The organism is Mycobacterium hubeiense (assembly GCF_002838065.1).
Classification (GTDB): domain Bacteria; phylum Actinomycetota; class Actinomycetes; order Mycobacteriales; family Mycobacteriaceae; genus Mycobacterium; species Mycobacterium hubeiense.
In genome coordinates this window covers 98,492-113,097 of the sequence record NZ_PIZU01000011.1, presented here as the reverse complement: position 1 = coordinate 113,097, position 14,606 = coordinate 98,492, and the positions used below count along the sequence as shown (strand labels likewise).

Annotated in this window: 19 protein-coding genes; 14 read left to right on the top strand and 5 right to left on the bottom strand. The window is 64.3% G+C overall.

The window, feature by feature from the left end:
* Positions 1 to 64: 64 nt before the first annotated feature.
* The gene (gene gatC / locus CWS39_RS11220; RefSeq protein WP_102143021.1) at positions 65 to 364 is read left to right on the top strand and encodes an Asp-tRNA(Asn)/Glu-tRNA(Gln) amidotransferase subunit GatC; all 300 of its coding nucleotides are present in this window, start codon (positions 65 to 67) and stop codon (positions 362 to 364) included.
* Entirely contained in the window at positions 361 to 1,845 is a 1,485-nt protein-coding gene (gene gatA / locus CWS39_RS11215; RefSeq protein ID WP_102142986.1) for an Asp-tRNA(Asn)/Glu-tRNA(Gln) amidotransferase subunit GatA, read from the top strand. Before gatC ends, gatA begins: the two co-directional genes overlap by 4 nt.
* Before the next feature lie 22 nt (positions 1,846 to 1,867).
* Here gatA and CWS39_RS11210 read toward each other — a convergent pair whose 3' ends face one another.
* Complete coding sequence (locus tag CWS39_RS11210) at positions 1,868 to 2,413, bottom strand: hypothetical protein (protein WP_142386832.1); 546 nt, start codon at positions 2,411 to 2,413, stop codon at positions 1,868 to 1,870.
* A 161-nt stretch (positions 2,414 to 2,574) separates the two neighbouring features.
* Here CWS39_RS11210 and CWS39_RS11205 point away from each other — a divergent pair, with 161 nt between their 5' ends.
* The 7 genes from CWS39_RS11205 (at position 2,575) to CWS39_RS11175 (ending at position 6,807) form a co-directional block, all read left to right on the top strand.
* On the top strand, positions 2,575 to 2,850 hold the full coding sequence (locus CWS39_RS11205) for a hypothetical protein (RefSeq protein ID WP_142386831.1): 276 nt from the start codon (positions 2,575 to 2,577) through the stop codon (positions 2,848 to 2,850).
* Entirely contained in the window at positions 2,847 to 4,529 is a 1,683-nt protein-coding gene (locus tag CWS39_RS11200; RefSeq protein WP_102142983.1) for an HNH/ENDO VII family nuclease, read from the top strand. The genes CWS39_RS11205 and CWS39_RS11200 overlap by 4 nt, the downstream gene beginning before the upstream one ends.
* Positions 4,529 to 5,188, top strand: coding sequence for a hypothetical protein (locus CWS39_RS11195; protein ID WP_142386830.1), 660 nt, complete (start codon positions 4,529 to 4,531; stop codon positions 5,186 to 5,188). The genes CWS39_RS11200 and CWS39_RS11195 overlap by 1 nt, the downstream gene beginning before the upstream one ends.
* On the top strand, positions 5,178 to 5,615 hold the full coding sequence (locus CWS39_RS11190; RefSeq protein WP_102142981.1) for an ankyrin repeat domain-containing protein: 438 nt from the start codon (positions 5,178 to 5,180) through the stop codon (positions 5,613 to 5,615). The genes CWS39_RS11195 and CWS39_RS11190 overlap by 11 nt, the downstream gene beginning before the upstream one ends.
* 255 nt (positions 5,616 to 5,870) lie before the next feature.
* On the top strand, positions 5,871 to 6,281 hold the full coding sequence (locus tag CWS39_RS30280) for an ankyrin repeat domain-containing protein (protein ID WP_255413003.1): 411 nt from the start codon (positions 5,871 to 5,873) through the stop codon (positions 6,279 to 6,281).
* Positions 6,193 to 6,381, top strand: coding sequence for a hypothetical protein (locus CWS39_RS11180; RefSeq protein ID WP_255413002.1), 189 nt, complete (start codon positions 6,193 to 6,195; stop codon positions 6,379 to 6,381). Before CWS39_RS30280 ends, CWS39_RS11180 begins: the two co-directional genes overlap by 89 nt.
* A gap of 3 nt (positions 6,382 to 6,384) precedes the next feature.
* Complete coding sequence (locus CWS39_RS11175) at positions 6,385 to 6,807, top strand: ankyrin repeat domain-containing protein (protein ID WP_233213453.1); 423 nt, start codon at positions 6,385 to 6,387, stop codon at positions 6,805 to 6,807.
* A gap of 15 nt (positions 6,808 to 6,822) precedes the next feature.
* On the opposite strand, the gene CWS39_RS11170 is transcribed toward CWS39_RS11175, so the two are convergent.
* Complete coding sequence (locus CWS39_RS11170; RefSeq protein ID WP_233213452.1) at positions 6,823 to 7,077, bottom strand: hypothetical protein; 255 nt, start codon at positions 7,075 to 7,077, stop codon at positions 6,823 to 6,825.
* Between the two features lie 220 nt (positions 7,078 to 7,297).
* On the opposite strand from CWS39_RS11170, the gene CWS39_RS11165 reads away from it, so the two are divergent.
* The gene (locus CWS39_RS11165) at positions 7,298 to 8,329 is read left to right on the top strand and encodes an ATP-dependent 6-phosphofructokinase (protein ID WP_102142978.1); all 1,032 of its coding nucleotides are present in this window, start codon (positions 7,298 to 7,300) and stop codon (positions 8,327 to 8,329) included.
* On the opposite strand, the gene CWS39_RS11160 is transcribed toward CWS39_RS11165, so the two are convergent.
* Both CWS39_RS11160 and CWS39_RS11155 read right to left on the bottom strand, forming a co-directional pair.
* Complete coding sequence (locus tag CWS39_RS11160) at positions 8,326 to 9,186, bottom strand: SDR family NAD(P)-dependent oxidoreductase (RefSeq protein WP_158240332.1); 861 nt, start codon at positions 9,184 to 9,186, stop codon at positions 8,326 to 8,328. The genes CWS39_RS11165 and CWS39_RS11160 overlap by 4 nt on opposite strands.
* Complete coding sequence (locus tag CWS39_RS11155) at positions 9,186 to 9,989, bottom strand: TetR/AcrR family transcriptional regulator (protein ID WP_102142976.1); 804 nt, start codon at positions 9,987 to 9,989, stop codon at positions 9,186 to 9,188. The genes CWS39_RS11160 and CWS39_RS11155 overlap by 1 nt, the downstream gene beginning before the upstream one ends.
* Positions 9,990 to 10,051: 62 nt before the next feature.
* Between CWS39_RS11155 and CWS39_RS11150 the strand changes: the two genes are divergently transcribed.
* On the top strand, positions 10,052 to 10,483 hold the full coding sequence (locus CWS39_RS11150) for a hypothetical protein (RefSeq protein ID WP_102142975.1): 432 nt from the start codon (positions 10,052 to 10,054) through the stop codon (positions 10,481 to 10,483).
* Positions 10,484 to 10,509: 26 nt separating this feature from the next.
* Here the strand turns inward: CWS39_RS11150 and CWS39_RS11145 are convergent, their stop codons facing one another.
* On the bottom strand, positions 10,510 to 11,205 hold the full coding sequence (locus CWS39_RS11145) for an NAD(P)-dependent oxidoreductase (protein ID WP_102142974.1): 696 nt from the start codon (positions 11,203 to 11,205) through the stop codon (positions 10,510 to 10,512).
* A 73-nt stretch (positions 11,206 to 11,278) separates the two neighbouring features.
* Between CWS39_RS11145 and CWS39_RS11140 the strand changes: the two genes are divergently transcribed.
* The 3 genes from CWS39_RS11140 to CWS39_RS11130 all read left to right on the top strand — a co-directional run bounded on the left by CWS39_RS11140 (position 11,279) and on the right by CWS39_RS11130 (position 14,569).
* The gene (locus CWS39_RS11140) at positions 11,279 to 11,752 is read left to right on the top strand and encodes a MarR family winged helix-turn-helix transcriptional regulator (RefSeq protein WP_233213451.1); all 474 of its coding nucleotides are present in this window, start codon (positions 11,279 to 11,281) and stop codon (positions 11,750 to 11,752) included.
* A 23-nt stretch (positions 11,753 to 11,775) separates the two neighbouring features.
* Positions 11,776 to 13,278: an Asp-tRNA(Asn)/Glu-tRNA(Gln) amidotransferase subunit GatB gene (gene gatB, locus CWS39_RS11135; RefSeq protein ID WP_102142973.1), complete on the top strand. Its 1,503-nt coding sequence runs from the start codon at positions 11,776 to 11,778 to the stop codon at positions 13,276 to 13,278.
* Positions 13,279 to 13,369: 91 nt separating this feature from the next.
* Positions 13,370 to 14,569 carry an IS30 family transposase gene (locus tag CWS39_RS11130; protein ID WP_102142972.1) on the top strand — a complete coding sequence of 400 codons (1,200 nt, stop codon included), beginning with the start codon at positions 13,370 to 13,372 and terminating at the stop codon, positions 14,567 to 14,569.
* Positions 14,570 to 14,606 lie beyond the last annotated feature (37 nt).

Here is a 14,606-nt window from a genome sequence, read left to right as displayed (position 1 = left end):
CAATGGTCAGACTCCTCATCGCAGCTTGCGCTGCTTGATCGTCGTCCGACTAGGCTCCATGGTCGTGTCCCAGATCTCCCGCGATGAGGTTGCCCATCTGGCGCGCCTGGCCCGGCTCGCCCTGACCGACGACGAGTTGGACAGCTTCGCCGGTCAGCTCGACGCCATCCTGGGCCACGTCAGCCAGATTCAGGCCGTCGACGTCACCGGCGTAGAACCGACCGGCAATCCGCTCAAGGACGTCAACGTGTTCCGCCCGGACACCGTCGAACCATCCCTGACCCAGGAGCAGGCGCTGGCTGAGGCGCCCAAGGCCGTCGACGGCCGCTTCGGTGTGCCGCGGATTTTGGGGGAGCCCGAATGAGCGACGATCTGATCCGGCTCGACGCGGCGACGCTGGGCGCCAAGATCGCGGCCAAAGAGGTGTCGTCGACGGAGGCGACGCAGGCCTGCCTCGACCAGATCGCGGCGACGGATGAGCGCTATCACGCGTTTCTGCACGTCGCCGAGGCGGAGGCGCTGGCGGCGGCGGCGACGGTCGACGCGGCGGTGGCCGCGGGGGAGCAGTTGCCGTCACCGCTGGCCGGTGTGCCGCTCGCGCTCAAAGACGTGTTCACCACCACCGACATGCCGACCACCTGCGGGTCGAAGATCCTCGAGGGGTGGCGCTCGCCGTACGACGCGACGGTGACGGTGCGGCTGCGCGCGGCCGGCATCCCGATCCTCGGCAAGACCAATATGGACGAGTTCGCGATGGGGTCGTCGACCGAGAACTCCGCCTACGGCCCCACCCGCAACCCGTGGAACGTCGACCGGGTGGCCGGCGGCTCCGGCGGTGGCAGCGCCGCGGCGCTCGCCGCGTTCCAGGCGCCGCTGGCGATCGGCTCGGATACCGGCGGATCGATCCGCCAACCCGCCGCGCTGACGTCGACCGTCGGCGTCAAACCCACCTACGGCACGGTGTCGCGCTACGGGCTGATCGCCTGCGCGTCGTCGCTGGATCAGGGCGGGCCGTGCGCGCGCACGGTGCTCGACACCGCGCTGCTGCATCAGGTGATCGCGGGCCATGACCCGAAGGACTCGACGTCGGTGGACGCCGCGGTGCCCGACGTGGTCGCGGCCGCCCGCGAGGGTGCCGGTGGCGACCTTCGCGGCGTCAAGGTGGGTGTGGTCAAGCAGTTGCGCGGCGACGGCTACCAGGCCGGGGTGCTGTCGACGTTCAATGCCGCGGTCGAGGTGTTGACGTCCTTGGGCGCCGAGGTGAGCGAGGTGGACTGCCCGCACTTCGACTACTCGCTGGCGGCCTACTACCTGATCCTGCCCTCGGAGGTGTCGTCGAACCTCGCACGGTTCGACGCGATGCGCTACGGGCTGCGGGTCGGCGACGACGGCACGCACAGCGCCGAAGAGGTGATGGCGTTGACGCGGGCGGCCGGCTTCGGTCCAGAAGTCAAGCGCCGCATCATGATCGGCACCTATGCACTGTCGGCCGGGTACTACGACGCCTATTACAACCAGGCGCAGAAGGTGCGCACGCTCATCGCCCGCGACTTGGACGAGGCGTACCGCAACGTCGACGTGCTGGTGTCGCCGGCCACGCCGACCACGGCGTTCCCGCTCGGGGAGAAGGTCGACGATCCGCTGGCGATGTACCTGTTCGACCTGTGCACGCTGCCGCTGAACCTGGCCGGGCACTGCGGGATGTCGGTGCCCGCAGGACTGTCGCCCGACGACACCTTGCCCGTCGGCCTGCAGATCATGGCGCCCGCCCTGGCCGACGACCGGCTCTACCGCGTCGGCGCGGCCTACGAGGTGGCCCGCGGTTCGTTGCCGACGGCAGTCTGAAGTCAGCTGCTTGACGGTTGGATTAAACAATCAGGTCGCGAATGCGCTGAGCGTATGCATTTTCGATTCCAGCGACCCCGGCCGCCATCCGTTCGATGCGCTGCTGATGGATGAGCGCCTGCTCCGCGCGGGCGATCCTCTCGGCGGCGAGCTGAACCCTGACATCCGCATCGCCGCTTTCCTCCAACGTCGGCCAGTCTGCGGTGTCGGTGACGGCGAGGTTGTCGGCGACGGCGTAACCCTCGGATTCGACCCGAGCGACGAACCTCAGAAACGGTTGACGGCGTTCTTCGACGGCATCCGCACCCTCCTGCGTCAAGTCGGCCATCGTCCTCAATGTCGTGGAAATCAACATCAGGGTGTCTGCGAGGTCGCCGAAGTGCCGGTTGATGAGGTCGAGAGTCATCGCCGCGTCGACGGGCACGGCATCGGCAATCACCCGCGTGCGGCGAATCAGCTCATCGAACACCTCACACGCGGCGGCACCGATGGGCCGATGCCCAATCGTGCGTTCGAGCCGTCGCCGCTCCGCTACCAGCCAGCGCAGCATCGCGTGGGGACTTTGCATTGCAGCACCGCTGTGATTAGCCACGAATGCAGTACACCAAAGACGTGGCCAACGCGGGCAGGAGAAGGACGTACCTGTTAGCTCCACCCATCCACCAGTTGTGGGCGGCGTCGCGAAACGGTTGATACGCTGCGCTCATTGTCTGTGGTAAGGGGCAGATGGTGAGCGATCGTCTTGATGCTGATCTTGGCGGTTTGCGGTCGGGCGCGGCCAACAGCGAGTCCGTTGCTGCGGCGCTGGCGGACGCCGCGGCAGGCGGCGGAGCGGGAAGCGAACCCAGTCAAGTCGGCGCGGCGGCCATCCTCGCCGCCGCCCAGGCGGTTCGTCAGGTCCAATCCGGTCGCGTGGCTGGGCAGGCGGACGCCTTGACCAGTGCAGCCAGCGCCTACGAGAGCACCGATCAACGCGGTGCCGGCGATCTGGAGAGGTCGATGTGAGTCCGGCTGCCGCCCCGGCGGTGTTGCCGACCAAGTCGCGCATACAGAACTGGCCGTCGGCACACCTGGAGAGCACCGCGGCCCAGCTGCTGGCTTGGGCCGATGGCTCTGAGCGGCTCTTCGAGCAACACGTGCAGAATGTTGCCGCTCCGGGTGGCACCAACTGGGCAGGCTCGGCGAAGGACGCAGCGTATGCACGTGTCACTGCCGATATGGAGGTAGTGCGTCGGCAGAGTCAGGTTCAGCGGGATGGCGCTGATATCGCTTCGAACGGTGCTGACGACATTCAGGCCGCGCAGCGAAAAGCCTTGGAAGCGATCGCTGAGGCTGAAGCGGACGGATTCAGCGTCGGCGAAGATCTGTCGGTGACCGAGGCGCGCTACGCCTCGCCGCTGCTGAGGGCGCCAGCTGGCCGCCAGGAGGCCGCCCTGGAGCACGCCGAAAACATCCGCTGGCACGCCGAGCAACTCCTCGCCACCGACAGGCTGGTCGGTGATCGGCTCGAAGCCAAAGCCGCTGAGCTGCAAGGAATCACGTTCGAGCAGAGCGGAAACGACGGCACGACCCAAATGCTCGACGACAAGCGCGGTGAAGACGACCGCCACGAAACTCCGGTCGCGGGAGCACCACCCGATGGTCCGATGTCCGATGCCCAGATCAAAGACACCATCGACGACTTGCTGGCCGGCCAGGATCTCAACCCGGCCGAGGCGCAACGGCTCTCAGAAATCCTGCGCAACGAACTGCACCAAGCATCCGCCAACGGGCTGAGCGCAGACGACGCCTACAACAGCGCTGAGAATGCCGCCGTCGCCTATATGGCCGAGCTGCATCGAGCCTACGTGCGCAAGCACATTCGGTTGGGGATTTTTGAAGGCACACTACGAACGCCCGACGGCGATCTCCTCTCAGACGTTAGCGGTGATGTCATCCCGGCAGCCCGCGACGCCGACGGCGATCTGATCTGGGTCGACAAACTGACCGGGGCAAGAGTGGCCGAAGGCACGCCAGATTCGATGACAGTCCCGGAGCGGGGTCACTACCACCTTGGACACCAGTACGGTTACGAGAATTGGCGGGTGCTTCACCAGGCCGCCGAGGAGGGCTGGACACAACAGGAGTTCAACGACTTCATGAACCAGCACGGCCACTACAGGCTGGAGACACCGAGCGAGAACCTCAGCCACGCCCACGAGGATCACAGCCCATACATTCCGAATCCCGCGTGGACACCCGACCGTCTAGCCGAGGCTACGGCAGCGGGAGCTGGTACCGGTGGCGGAACTGCGCCGATCATCGCGCCACCGCCCAATATGCCTGGGGTACTGGATCATCCGCCGGTAGCGGTGCCTCCCGCGCAAGGTAGTCACCCGCCGACTCCAACTATTCCGCCCCTCGCGCCAACGCCGGCACTGCCGCCGTGGCTCACCGATCCGGGTGCCGGCCACGCCCCTGGCGCCAATCCGCTGCTCGGCCCCTACGACGTGTCCATCGATAGTGCGCCCACACCCGCGACGTCACCAACTACGGCGTGGACACCGCCGGACCTATCTATTGAACTCCCCGATGTGCACTTGACACCGGAGGATGCGAAGACCGGCGGCTTCCTCGCCGGCGTCGGGGCCGCAATCGCGATTCTCGGCAAAGTCGGCAGCTCACTGGCCCACCCCTTCGGATGATGACCCAGTCAAACGGTGGAAATTCAGTTGACCAGCGCCGCTTAACCTCGACGCTGTCGATCATCGACATGGTGGCCCGTCACGTCACCGATCTCACACTTATTGCCGCGCAAGACACACCAGAATGGCTACCGACGTTGAGCATCCCACTCGGGTGGCAGATCGCCCATCTCGACAGTAACTCGCCGCAGCCATTGCGGATCGCCGTGTGCGGTGAGCGAAGTGGGGGTGGCTGGGACGGCTGCGAAACCCTCAGCCTCTTTCGCTTCACCGGCATGCCGCCCGATGGTTTGGTCGCGGAAAACAACGACTGCAGCCTGCGCGGCCTCAACGCAGATGGCATCACCACGCATGCCCTCGCGACGCCCGCCGTGCCTCGCGTCTGCGCCGTTCGCAGCAGCGGCTACTTCACCGCGGGTACTCGCCGGATGTGGGCGCAGTACAGCACTTACGTTGCGCCTAGTGAAACATCCGGGGAAGGCCGACTCATCGCGCATGCTGTATTTTCCGGCTCGGATGCCCGCGTCAGGTTGCGCGATGACATCACCGACCTCTGCGACTCCGTGCATGCGGCGTTTCTCGACATGATCCCTACGGTGGGCGAAGATGACGCCACCACCCCGTTACCTGTGATGGAGGTACACCGGAATGGCACGTAGCGGCCGGCCGCCGAAGATCGATCCACTCAAGCCGATTCACCGAGCGGTCATGGATAATGATGTTTCGACATTCAGCGTTGAACTGGCCGCCGGAAGCGACATCAATGCCCCTGGCCCCGAAGGCATGACACCGCTGCACATCGCCGCGGACCGGGGCAATGTCGAATTTGCCAAGGCGCTCTTGGATGCTGGCGTCGAAGTCGACCCGATCAACGTGTGGGGGAACACACCTCTGTGGGTGGCAATAATGAAGCAAAGCCGAACATGCCCAGACGGATCGATGATCCGACTGTTGCTGGACCGCGGCGCGAACCCGAACAGAACCGAAGGTAAGAACTCACCACTAGTGATGATTCACAGGATCGCTGGATTTCCTTCGGAGCTGATCGAACTCATCGAAGAAAAGGCGAAGCAATTGAGGCCATGATGGGCAGACTCAGTCTGACTCTCATCGCCTAGGACGCGCCGAAATGACTGCGTCTGTTTGGAATCACACCCGTTGGCAGATCGCCCGTCTTTGCTGCAAAGGTGTCGTAGACGTTGCACAGCCTATTATGCGGTGAGCGAGCTGAGGCGGAAGGGACATAAGCTTAGCGACGGCGTACATTCGGCCCACCTCGCGACATTCGATGCGGTGATAACGAGCCAGCAACCTCGTTGCCTGCTAGGGAGGTACATCAAGATGGCGCCTAGCGGCAGGCCGCCCAAGATCGATCCGCTCAAACCGATTCACCGGGCGGTAATGGACAACGATGTATCAACATTCAGCGTAGAGCTTGCCGCTGGCAATGACATCAACGCGCCGGGCCCAGAAGGCATGACGCCCCTGCACATCGCGGCCCACCGAGGGAACGTCGAGTTCGCCAAAGAGCTGTTGGATCGCGGCGTAGACATCGACCCCGTGAACGTCTGGGGGAACACCCCACTGTGGGTAGCTGTCATGGAGCANGCTGTTGGATCGCGGCGTAGACATCGACCCCGTGAACGTCTGGGGGAACACCCCACTGTGGGTAGCTGTCATGGAGCAACATTTAACGAGTCCGGATGGATCGATGATCCGCCTCCTGCTCGACCACGGTGCGGACCCGAATAGGGGTGAGGGAAACAACACGCCGCTAGAACTGGCTCGAATGATTGCGGATTTCCCAGAGGACCTGATTAAGAAGCTAGAACAAACGGCGAATGACAGGTAGATCGTGGCGCGCAGCGGCAGGCCGCCTAAGATTGATCCGCTCAAGCCGATTCATCGGGCGGTCATGGACAACGATGTATCAACATTCAGCGGAGAGCTTGCCGCTGGCAATGACATCAACGCGCCCGGCCCAGAAGGCATGACGCCCCTGCACATCGCCGCGGACCTGGGCAATGTCGAATTTGCCAAGGCGCTCTTGGATGCTGGCGTCGAAGTCGATCCGATCAACGTCTGGGGCAATACGCCACTATGGGTCGCCACCATGGAACGGCGGCGGTCCTGCCCGGATGGATCGATGATCCGCCTCCTCCTCGATCGCGGTGCAGATCCGACCAGGGGGGAGGGAAACAACACGCCGCTAGAACTGGCCCGAATGATTGCGGGTTTCCCCGAAGACCTGGTTCAGGAGCTAGAACAGAAGGCTTGAACATCCAACCGCCGATCAGGCCGATGCCTTCAAGGCCTCGTAGGTGATCGGAACGAGTTCCCCCATGAGCTTCTGGGATAGCTCGGAGTTATTGAGTATCTGCGCGCCCAGATCGGTATGCGACTCCATAGCTCCGATCACCGCGCCTTTGAACTCGCTATGCAGGTCCGGGCTAGCGGAAAACTGTGTGAGCGAGTTGTTCTGAGCCTGCTGCTGCAGGGTCTCACTCTCTTGCAGCCGGTCCTTGATATGCGTGACCACGTTGCGCACGCTTGTCCGTGGCCAACGCTGGAGTCGGGATGCTCGCCGGAGAACAGGTCGTTGATCTGAGCGATGACCTCGTCCAGTGCCACTAGCTCAGGGTCCCGGGCAGTGCCGGTTCCTGGTTCTTTCGCCGGCTGTAGCGGTTCGGTTGATTGACACAAACGTCGAGCACAAGGAATGAACCGTACGCTCGGCGAGGGGCAGGCCCAGCGGGCAAGATGGAGCTATGCGCATCGGAATCCTCACCGGCGGTGGCGACTGTCCAGGGTTGAACGCGGTGATCCGGGCGATAGTCCGCACCTGCGATGTGCGGTACGGCTCGTCGGTCGTCGGCTTCCAGGACGGCTGGCGCGGACTGCTGGAGAACCGCCGCATCCAGCTGAAGAACGACGACCGTAACGATCGGCTGCTGGCCAAGGGCGGCACCATGCTGGGCACCGCGCGCGTGCATCCGGAGAAGCTGCGGGCCGGCCTCGACCAGATCAAGCAGACCCTCGACGACAACGGCATCGACGTGCTGATCCCGATCGGCGGCGAGGGCACGCTGACCGCCGCGCACTGGCTCTCCGAAGAGAACGTGCCGGTGGTCGGGGTGCCCAAAACCATCGACAACGACATCGACTGCACCGACGTGACATTCGGCCACGACACCGCGCTGACCGTGGCCACCGAGGCGATCGACCGGTTGCACAGCACCGCCGAGTCGCATCAACGGGTGATGCTCGTCGAGGTGATGGGCCGTCACGCGGGCTGGATCGCCTTGAACGCCGGCCTCGCCTCCGGCGCGCATATGACGTTGATCCCGGAGTTCCCGTTCGACGTCGAAGAGGTGTGCCGACTGGTCAAGGGCCGCTTCGTACGCGGCGATTCGCATTTCATCTGCGTGGTGGCCGAAGGCGCCAAACCCGCCGAGGGCACCATGCAATTGCGTCAGGGCGGCATCGACGAGTTCGGTCACGAACGCTTCACCGGCGTCGCCCAGCAGCTCGCGGTCGAAGTGGAAAAGCGCATCAACAAAGACGTTCGGGTCACCGTGCTCGGGCACGTCCAACGCGGCGGCACACCGACGGCGTATGACCGAGTGCTGGCCACGCGCTTCGGGGTGAACGCCGCCGACGCCGCCCACGCAGCCGAATTCGGCATGATGGTCTCGCTTCGCGGGCAAGACATCGGACGGGTGTCGTTGGCGGATGCGACGCGTCAGCTCAAGTTGGTGCCCCAGAGCCGCTACGAGGACGCCGCAGAGTTCTTCGGCTAGTTGTCCGCTCGCGCTGATCTGGTGGCTGCCCGCCGAACGACGTGATCGAATTGGCGGTCCGGCAGGATTCGGCGCAGGATCAGCATCCGTCTGGCGCCCGCTCCGGTGGGATATCGGATCCGTGGCTTGTCGCTGGTGAGCGCGTGCAACACTGATTTAGCGACAACATCTGGCGAAGATCCCTGTGCTGCATGTGAACTGATGGAATCTGCGAGCGCCATCAGTTGCGGCCCGTACCGTGACGCCGCGGTGGGGGGCAGCGATCGGATGGTGTCCTCGGTGTCACGCTCAAGCTTGTGGCGCATCTCGGTTGAGACGAAACCGGGTTCAACGATGGCGACGTGCATACCGAGATCGGAAAGTTCCAGGCGCAGTACGTCGCTGAGGCCTTCCAGGCCGTGTTTGGCTGCGACATAGGGTGCCATCATCGGCACTGCGGCCCTGCCGGCGACCGATGTGACGTTCGCGATGCGTCCGCGCCCACGAAGCAGCAGCGGGAGCAGCGCCTGCGTGACGGCCAGCGGTCCAACCAGATTCACCTCCAGTTGATGGCGGAACGTGTCGAGCGGCAAGCATTCCACCGGGCAGGGCAGTGTGGTCCCGGCGTTGTTCACCAGTCCGGCGAGCCCTGCGTCGCCGACTTCGCGTGCCACCTGCTCAGCCATCGCATGGATCGATTCGCTGTCGGTGACGTCGATATTGACCGGTGTCAGCGCCTCCGACGCCGCGGCCCGTAGCGACTCGCCGTCCACGCCTTTCCGGACGCCGGCGAAGACGCGAAATCCATTGCGGTCCAACATGAGCGCGCAGGCCCGCCCGATGCCCGACGATGTTCCAGTGACGACGACTGACTTCATCATGTCCTCCGGTGGCGCGTTGAGGTGGTCTCCACCGCGCGGCAGAACGCCGTCGTCATCGTGTCGATGACGGTTTGCCGGTCGGGCACAGGTTGCCCGGCCGCGGCGAGTCGCTGCCGGGCGATCAGGTGGACGCTGATCGGTGCGATGAGCAAGGGCACCAGCATGGAAAGTGGCAGGTCGATGCAGTGCCCCGCCCGGATCTGTTCTTGCAGCCAGGTACCGACCGTCGCAGCGATCCGAGGCGCTATCTGCTCACGGACGAATGCCATTCCGATGCCGTTGGGACTCCCGAGGGCCTCGGCGACCATTGCCTCGAGTACGCCCGTGTCGTCGGCAACGGCGTCGAACACCACGGTGTAGATGGTGCGGACTCCGGTTTCGAAGTCGCTGAACCGTTTCGGATCGGCCTGTATGAGTTGTTCGACGATGGGTAACGGCGCGTGGCGTTCGAACACCGCGGCAAGTAGGCCCGCGCGCCCACCGAAGGTGGTGTGGACGGAACTCACCGCGCAGCCGACGCGGCGGGCGACACCCTCGACGGTCAGCGCAGCGACCCCGTCGGCAAGGATGATCTCGGTCGCCGCCGCGACCGCGCGCTCGCGCACCCCGACCCGGCTACCCGGATCGGCGCCGGCCTTGCGCACGGCTTCATTCAGCGCCTCCCGGCTGCGGACCCGGCGATAGATCGTCGACCGTGACACCCCGGCGCGCCGGGCGATGCGGTCGAGCGACAGTTCGGCGACCGGCGTTGCGGTCTGCTCGGCCTCCTCGATCGCGGCACGCACAATTGCGGCATCCATGTCTTGATACTAGGGACTAGTTACCCTAGTGTCTAGTATCAAGAAGCCTGAGAGGAGTCGTCATGTTGAGAGGGGACGAGACCGGCGCGGAGCTGCGCCGGCGCATCGTGCGGATCCATGCCCGCATCATGTTCGTCATCACCGTGGTTGCGACGGCGGTCGCCACGGTGGGCTGGCAGGACCGAGGGCCGTACCGGGTGCTCGCGGACCAGCCCTTGGGCTACATGGGGCTGTACCAGGCGTATGTCCTGATGTTTCTCATCGCGGTGGTGGCATTCATCGGCGCCGGCCGCTGGCCCAGTCGGCTGTGGAATGCAAGCATGCTGTGTGCGCATCTGGCGCCGCTGTCTGCCATCCTGATCGGCCGCGAGGTAATCGCCGCGACCGATTCCGAACGGATCCTCTACGTCAGCCTCGCCATCCACATCCCGCTGATCTGCCTGGAAACCTTTGCGCTGCTGTGGAAGCTGCCGGTCTTCCGGCTCAGTCGATGAAGGCTCTCACCATTCGGCTTCGGAAATCAGGCGCTCTTGAAGGCTTCGCGGCGGATCACCTGCCACATCGTCGGGGTGTTCTCGGTGGTGGAGATGATCACCGTCTTGCCGATCGCCGAACGTTCGTCGACGAGCTTGGCCATGTAGTCGGCCAAGTCGATGCGGGCAGTGAATCCGCCTACCGGATCCACCTCCCCGGCAATGTAATTCGTCGGTTCGGGCAGATCGAACAGTCCTGACGGCCTGATGACGGTCCAGTCCAGCCCGCTGACTCGAATGATCTCCTCCATCCGGCGCAGGTCGTCGTAGGTCGTCTTGCCGATGGTGCGCGAGATGACGAGTTCGAAAAACCTTGATGCCAGCGATGATTGGCGCCGGTTCGGATAGTGGTAGACGGCCGACGAACTCACCGCCACCAATCGCCGGACACGGGTCGCCTGCATCGCCGTGACGATGTTGCCTATTCCGACCGAGTACGTGTCGATGGCACGGCGGCTGAAGGGTACCCCCAGGGTGGACAACACCGCGTCGGCTCCCTCGATGGCGTTCTTCACCGCAGCCCCGTCGCGCACGTCGGCACGGGCCACCGTCAGTCGCGCATCGGCGAACGGGAAGGTGTCGGGTCGCCGCGTGACGGCCACCGCGGTGTCACCGGCGTCAAGCACCGTCCGGGTGAGCAGCCTGCCTGTGTGCCCGTTGGCCCCGAATATGACGATCCGCATCGCTCCTCCTAAGTAGTCACTACATATGATTATCACTTTAATGGATCATCACTAGAAGTGCTAATGTGGCAGGGTGATCGAGCCTCAGATGGGCATCACCGACCTGAATGAACGGATCCCGTTTCTCCTGTCACAGCTCGGCTTCTACGTCGCCGAGGAGTTCGGGCGCCGCTTGGAGCCCTTCGGCGTCGGGCCACGCACATACGCGGTGTTGATGGCGCTGAACGCCGACGACGGGCAGTCTCAGCGACAGCTGTCGGCCCGGCTGCGGTTGCACCGCAACGTCATGGTGACGCTCGTCGACGATCTGGAACGGCAAGGCCTGGTCAAACGGATGCCACATCCCGGGGACCGGCGGGCCTTCGCGGTGACCCTCACCGACAAGGCCCGCGACCTGCTGCCCGAACTCGACGCGCAGGGGCGCGCGCTACAGGACGAGATCACCGCGTCGCTGACGGCCGCCGAGCGCCGCACCGCGCTGCGCCTGCTGCAACGCATGTCCGCCGAAGCCGGCCTCATCCCCGGTGTGCACCCGAAGCTGGGCTAGGGAGCGCAACTAAGATCGGCGCCATGACTGTTACCGCAGCCGAACTGCTCGACTACGACGAGGTGGTGGCGCGCTACGAACCCGTGCTCGGGCTCGAGGTGCACGTCGAGCTGTCCACCGCGACCAAGATGTTCTGCGGCTGCGCCAACGAATTCGGCGCCGAACCCAACACCCAGGTGTGCCCGGTCTGCCTGGGCCTGCCCGGTTCGCTGCCGGTGCTCAACCAGACGGCGGTGGAGTCGGCGATCCGCATCGGATTGGCGCTCAACTGCGAAATCGTGCCGTGGTGCCGGTTCGCCCGGAAGAACTACTTCTATCCGGACATGCCGAAGAACTACCAGATCAGCCAGTACGACGAGCCGATCGCGATCAACGGCTACCTCGACGTGCCGCTCGACGACGGCTCCACCTGGCGGGTGGAGATCGAGCGCGCACACATGGAGGAGGACACCGGGAAGCTCACGCACCTGGGCAGCGACACCGGCCGCATCGAGGGTGCGACGACGTCGCTGATCGACTACAACCGCTCCGGTGTGCCGCTGATCGAGATCGTCACCAAGCCGATCGAAGGCACCGGTGAGCGGGCACCCGAAATCGCCCGCGCCTACGTGACCGCGCTGCGAGATATGTTGCGCGGCTTGGGTGTTTCCGATGTGCGGATGGATCAGGGATCGATGCGCTGCGACGCGAACGTGTCACTCAAGCCCATCGGACAGCAAGAGTTCGGCATCCGCACCGAAACCAAGAACGTCAACTCGCTCAAAAGCGTCGAGGTGGCGGTGCGGTACGAAATGCGTCGTCAGGCAGCGGTTTTGGCTGCAGGTGGTCGAGTTCACCAGGAAACCAGGCACTTCCACGAGGACGGCTACACCTCGCCGGGCCGCAGCAAGGAAACCGCCCAGGACTACCGCTATTTCCCCGAACCGGACCTGGAACCCGTTGCCCCCAGCGCCGAGTTGGTGGAGCAACTCCGCCAGACCATCCCGGAGTATCCATGGTCGCGCCGCAAGAGGATTCAACAGGAGTGGGGCGTCTCCGACGAGGTGATGCGCGATCTCGTCAACGCCGGCGCGGTGGAACTGGTGGCTGCGACCGTCGAGCAGGGCGCGTCCAGCGAATCTGCCCGCGCCTGGTGGGGAAACTTCTTGGTGCAGAAGGCCAATGAAGCAGGCGTCGAGCTCGACGCGCTGCCCATCACGCCGGCACAGGTAGCCGCCGTGGTAAAGCTGGTCGACGAGGGCAAGCTGTCCAACAAGCTGGCCCGCCAGGTCGTCGAGGGTGTGCTCGCCGGTGAGGGCGAGCCCGAACAGGTGATGGCCGACCGCGGACTGGAAGTGGTGCGCGACGATTCGGCCCTGCAGGCCGCAGTGGACGAGGCGCTGGCCGCCAATCCTGATGTGGTGGAAAAGATCCGCGGTGGCAAAGTCCAGGCGGCCGGCGCCATCGTCGGCGCCGTGATGAAGGCCACCAAGGGCCAGGCCGACGCCGCCCGGGTGCGCGAGCTGGTGCTGGCTGCCTGCAGCTAGCGGCTCAGGATCGCGAGACTGTAGTTAGCGAGAGGTTTTTCGAGGCGGATTCATACGGTCAGTGCAACATCCGGTGATTTAGGAGGTTGCTGTGCCGAGTGGGATTCCGGTTTCTAGGGCGGTTAAGCGGGAGTTCTTCGATCTGGTCTGTGGGGGTATGGCTACGACAGCGGCGTCGGTGAAGGTCGGCGTGTCGCACCGGACCGGCTGGTTTTGGTGGCGCGACGCTGGAGCGATGAAGCTACGCAACGGATATGGCGGCAAGGGCGGGTTAGCACCTGCCCAGGACCTAGACAGACCGGGCGGGCCGGGGCATCGAGTCAGTTTCTCAGAGCGCGTGGAGATCATGCGCGGCCGTGATGCCGGCCTGAGCTTCGCCGAAATCGCTCGGCATATCGGCCGCGACCGCTCGGTGGTCTGGCGGGAATATCAGCGCAATTGTCTACCCGATGGGGATTATCACGCCCTGATGGCCCATGCCATGGCGGCACGAAAAGCGCGTCGCCCGAAAGCGTTCAAGCTTCGCAACCATCCGCTGTGTCGGTCCATCGAGGACTGGATGGACGATGGGTGGAGCCCCAAGCTGATCGCCGATGTGTTGGCCCGCGATCACCCCGGTGACAAGCTGATGACAGTGAGTCACGAAACCCTCTACCAGTGCCTGTATGTGCAGACCCGTGGCAGTCTGCGCGCCGATCTGTACAAGTGTCTGTCGACGAAGCGATCAGCGCGCAAACCGCGCGGCTCCAAACGCACCGGTGTGTACGGCGACGAGATATTCACCATCAGCGACCGGCCACCCGAGGCCGCCGACCGCGCCGTGCCCGGGCACTGGGAAGGTGATCTGATCATGGGCGCCGGCAACACCTCAGCGATCGGAACCCTGGTCGAACGCAGTACCCGGTTCACCATCTTGTTGCACCTGCCCGGCGATCACACCGCCGAAACCGTCGCTGCGTCGATGATCGAGGCCATGAGCGAGTTGCCTGAACATCTGCGTCGATCGATCACCTGGGACCGCGGAAGCGAAATGGCCGATTGGGAAAACATCAAGCTGCAGCTCGCTGCCCCGGTGTTCTTCTGCAACCCGCACTCACCATGGCAGCGCGGCACAAACGAAAACACCAACCGGCTATTGCGGTTTTGGTTCGAGAAAGGCACCGACCTATCGGCGTATTCCAAGGCCGACCTCAAACGCGTCCAGGACAAGCTCAACAGCCGCCCTCGACCCACCCTGGACCTCGACACACCCGCAAAGCGCCTCGCCGCCCTGATTAGCCAAGCCGCCTAAATGTTGCACTCACCACTTGACTTTGCCCGAGTAAGGA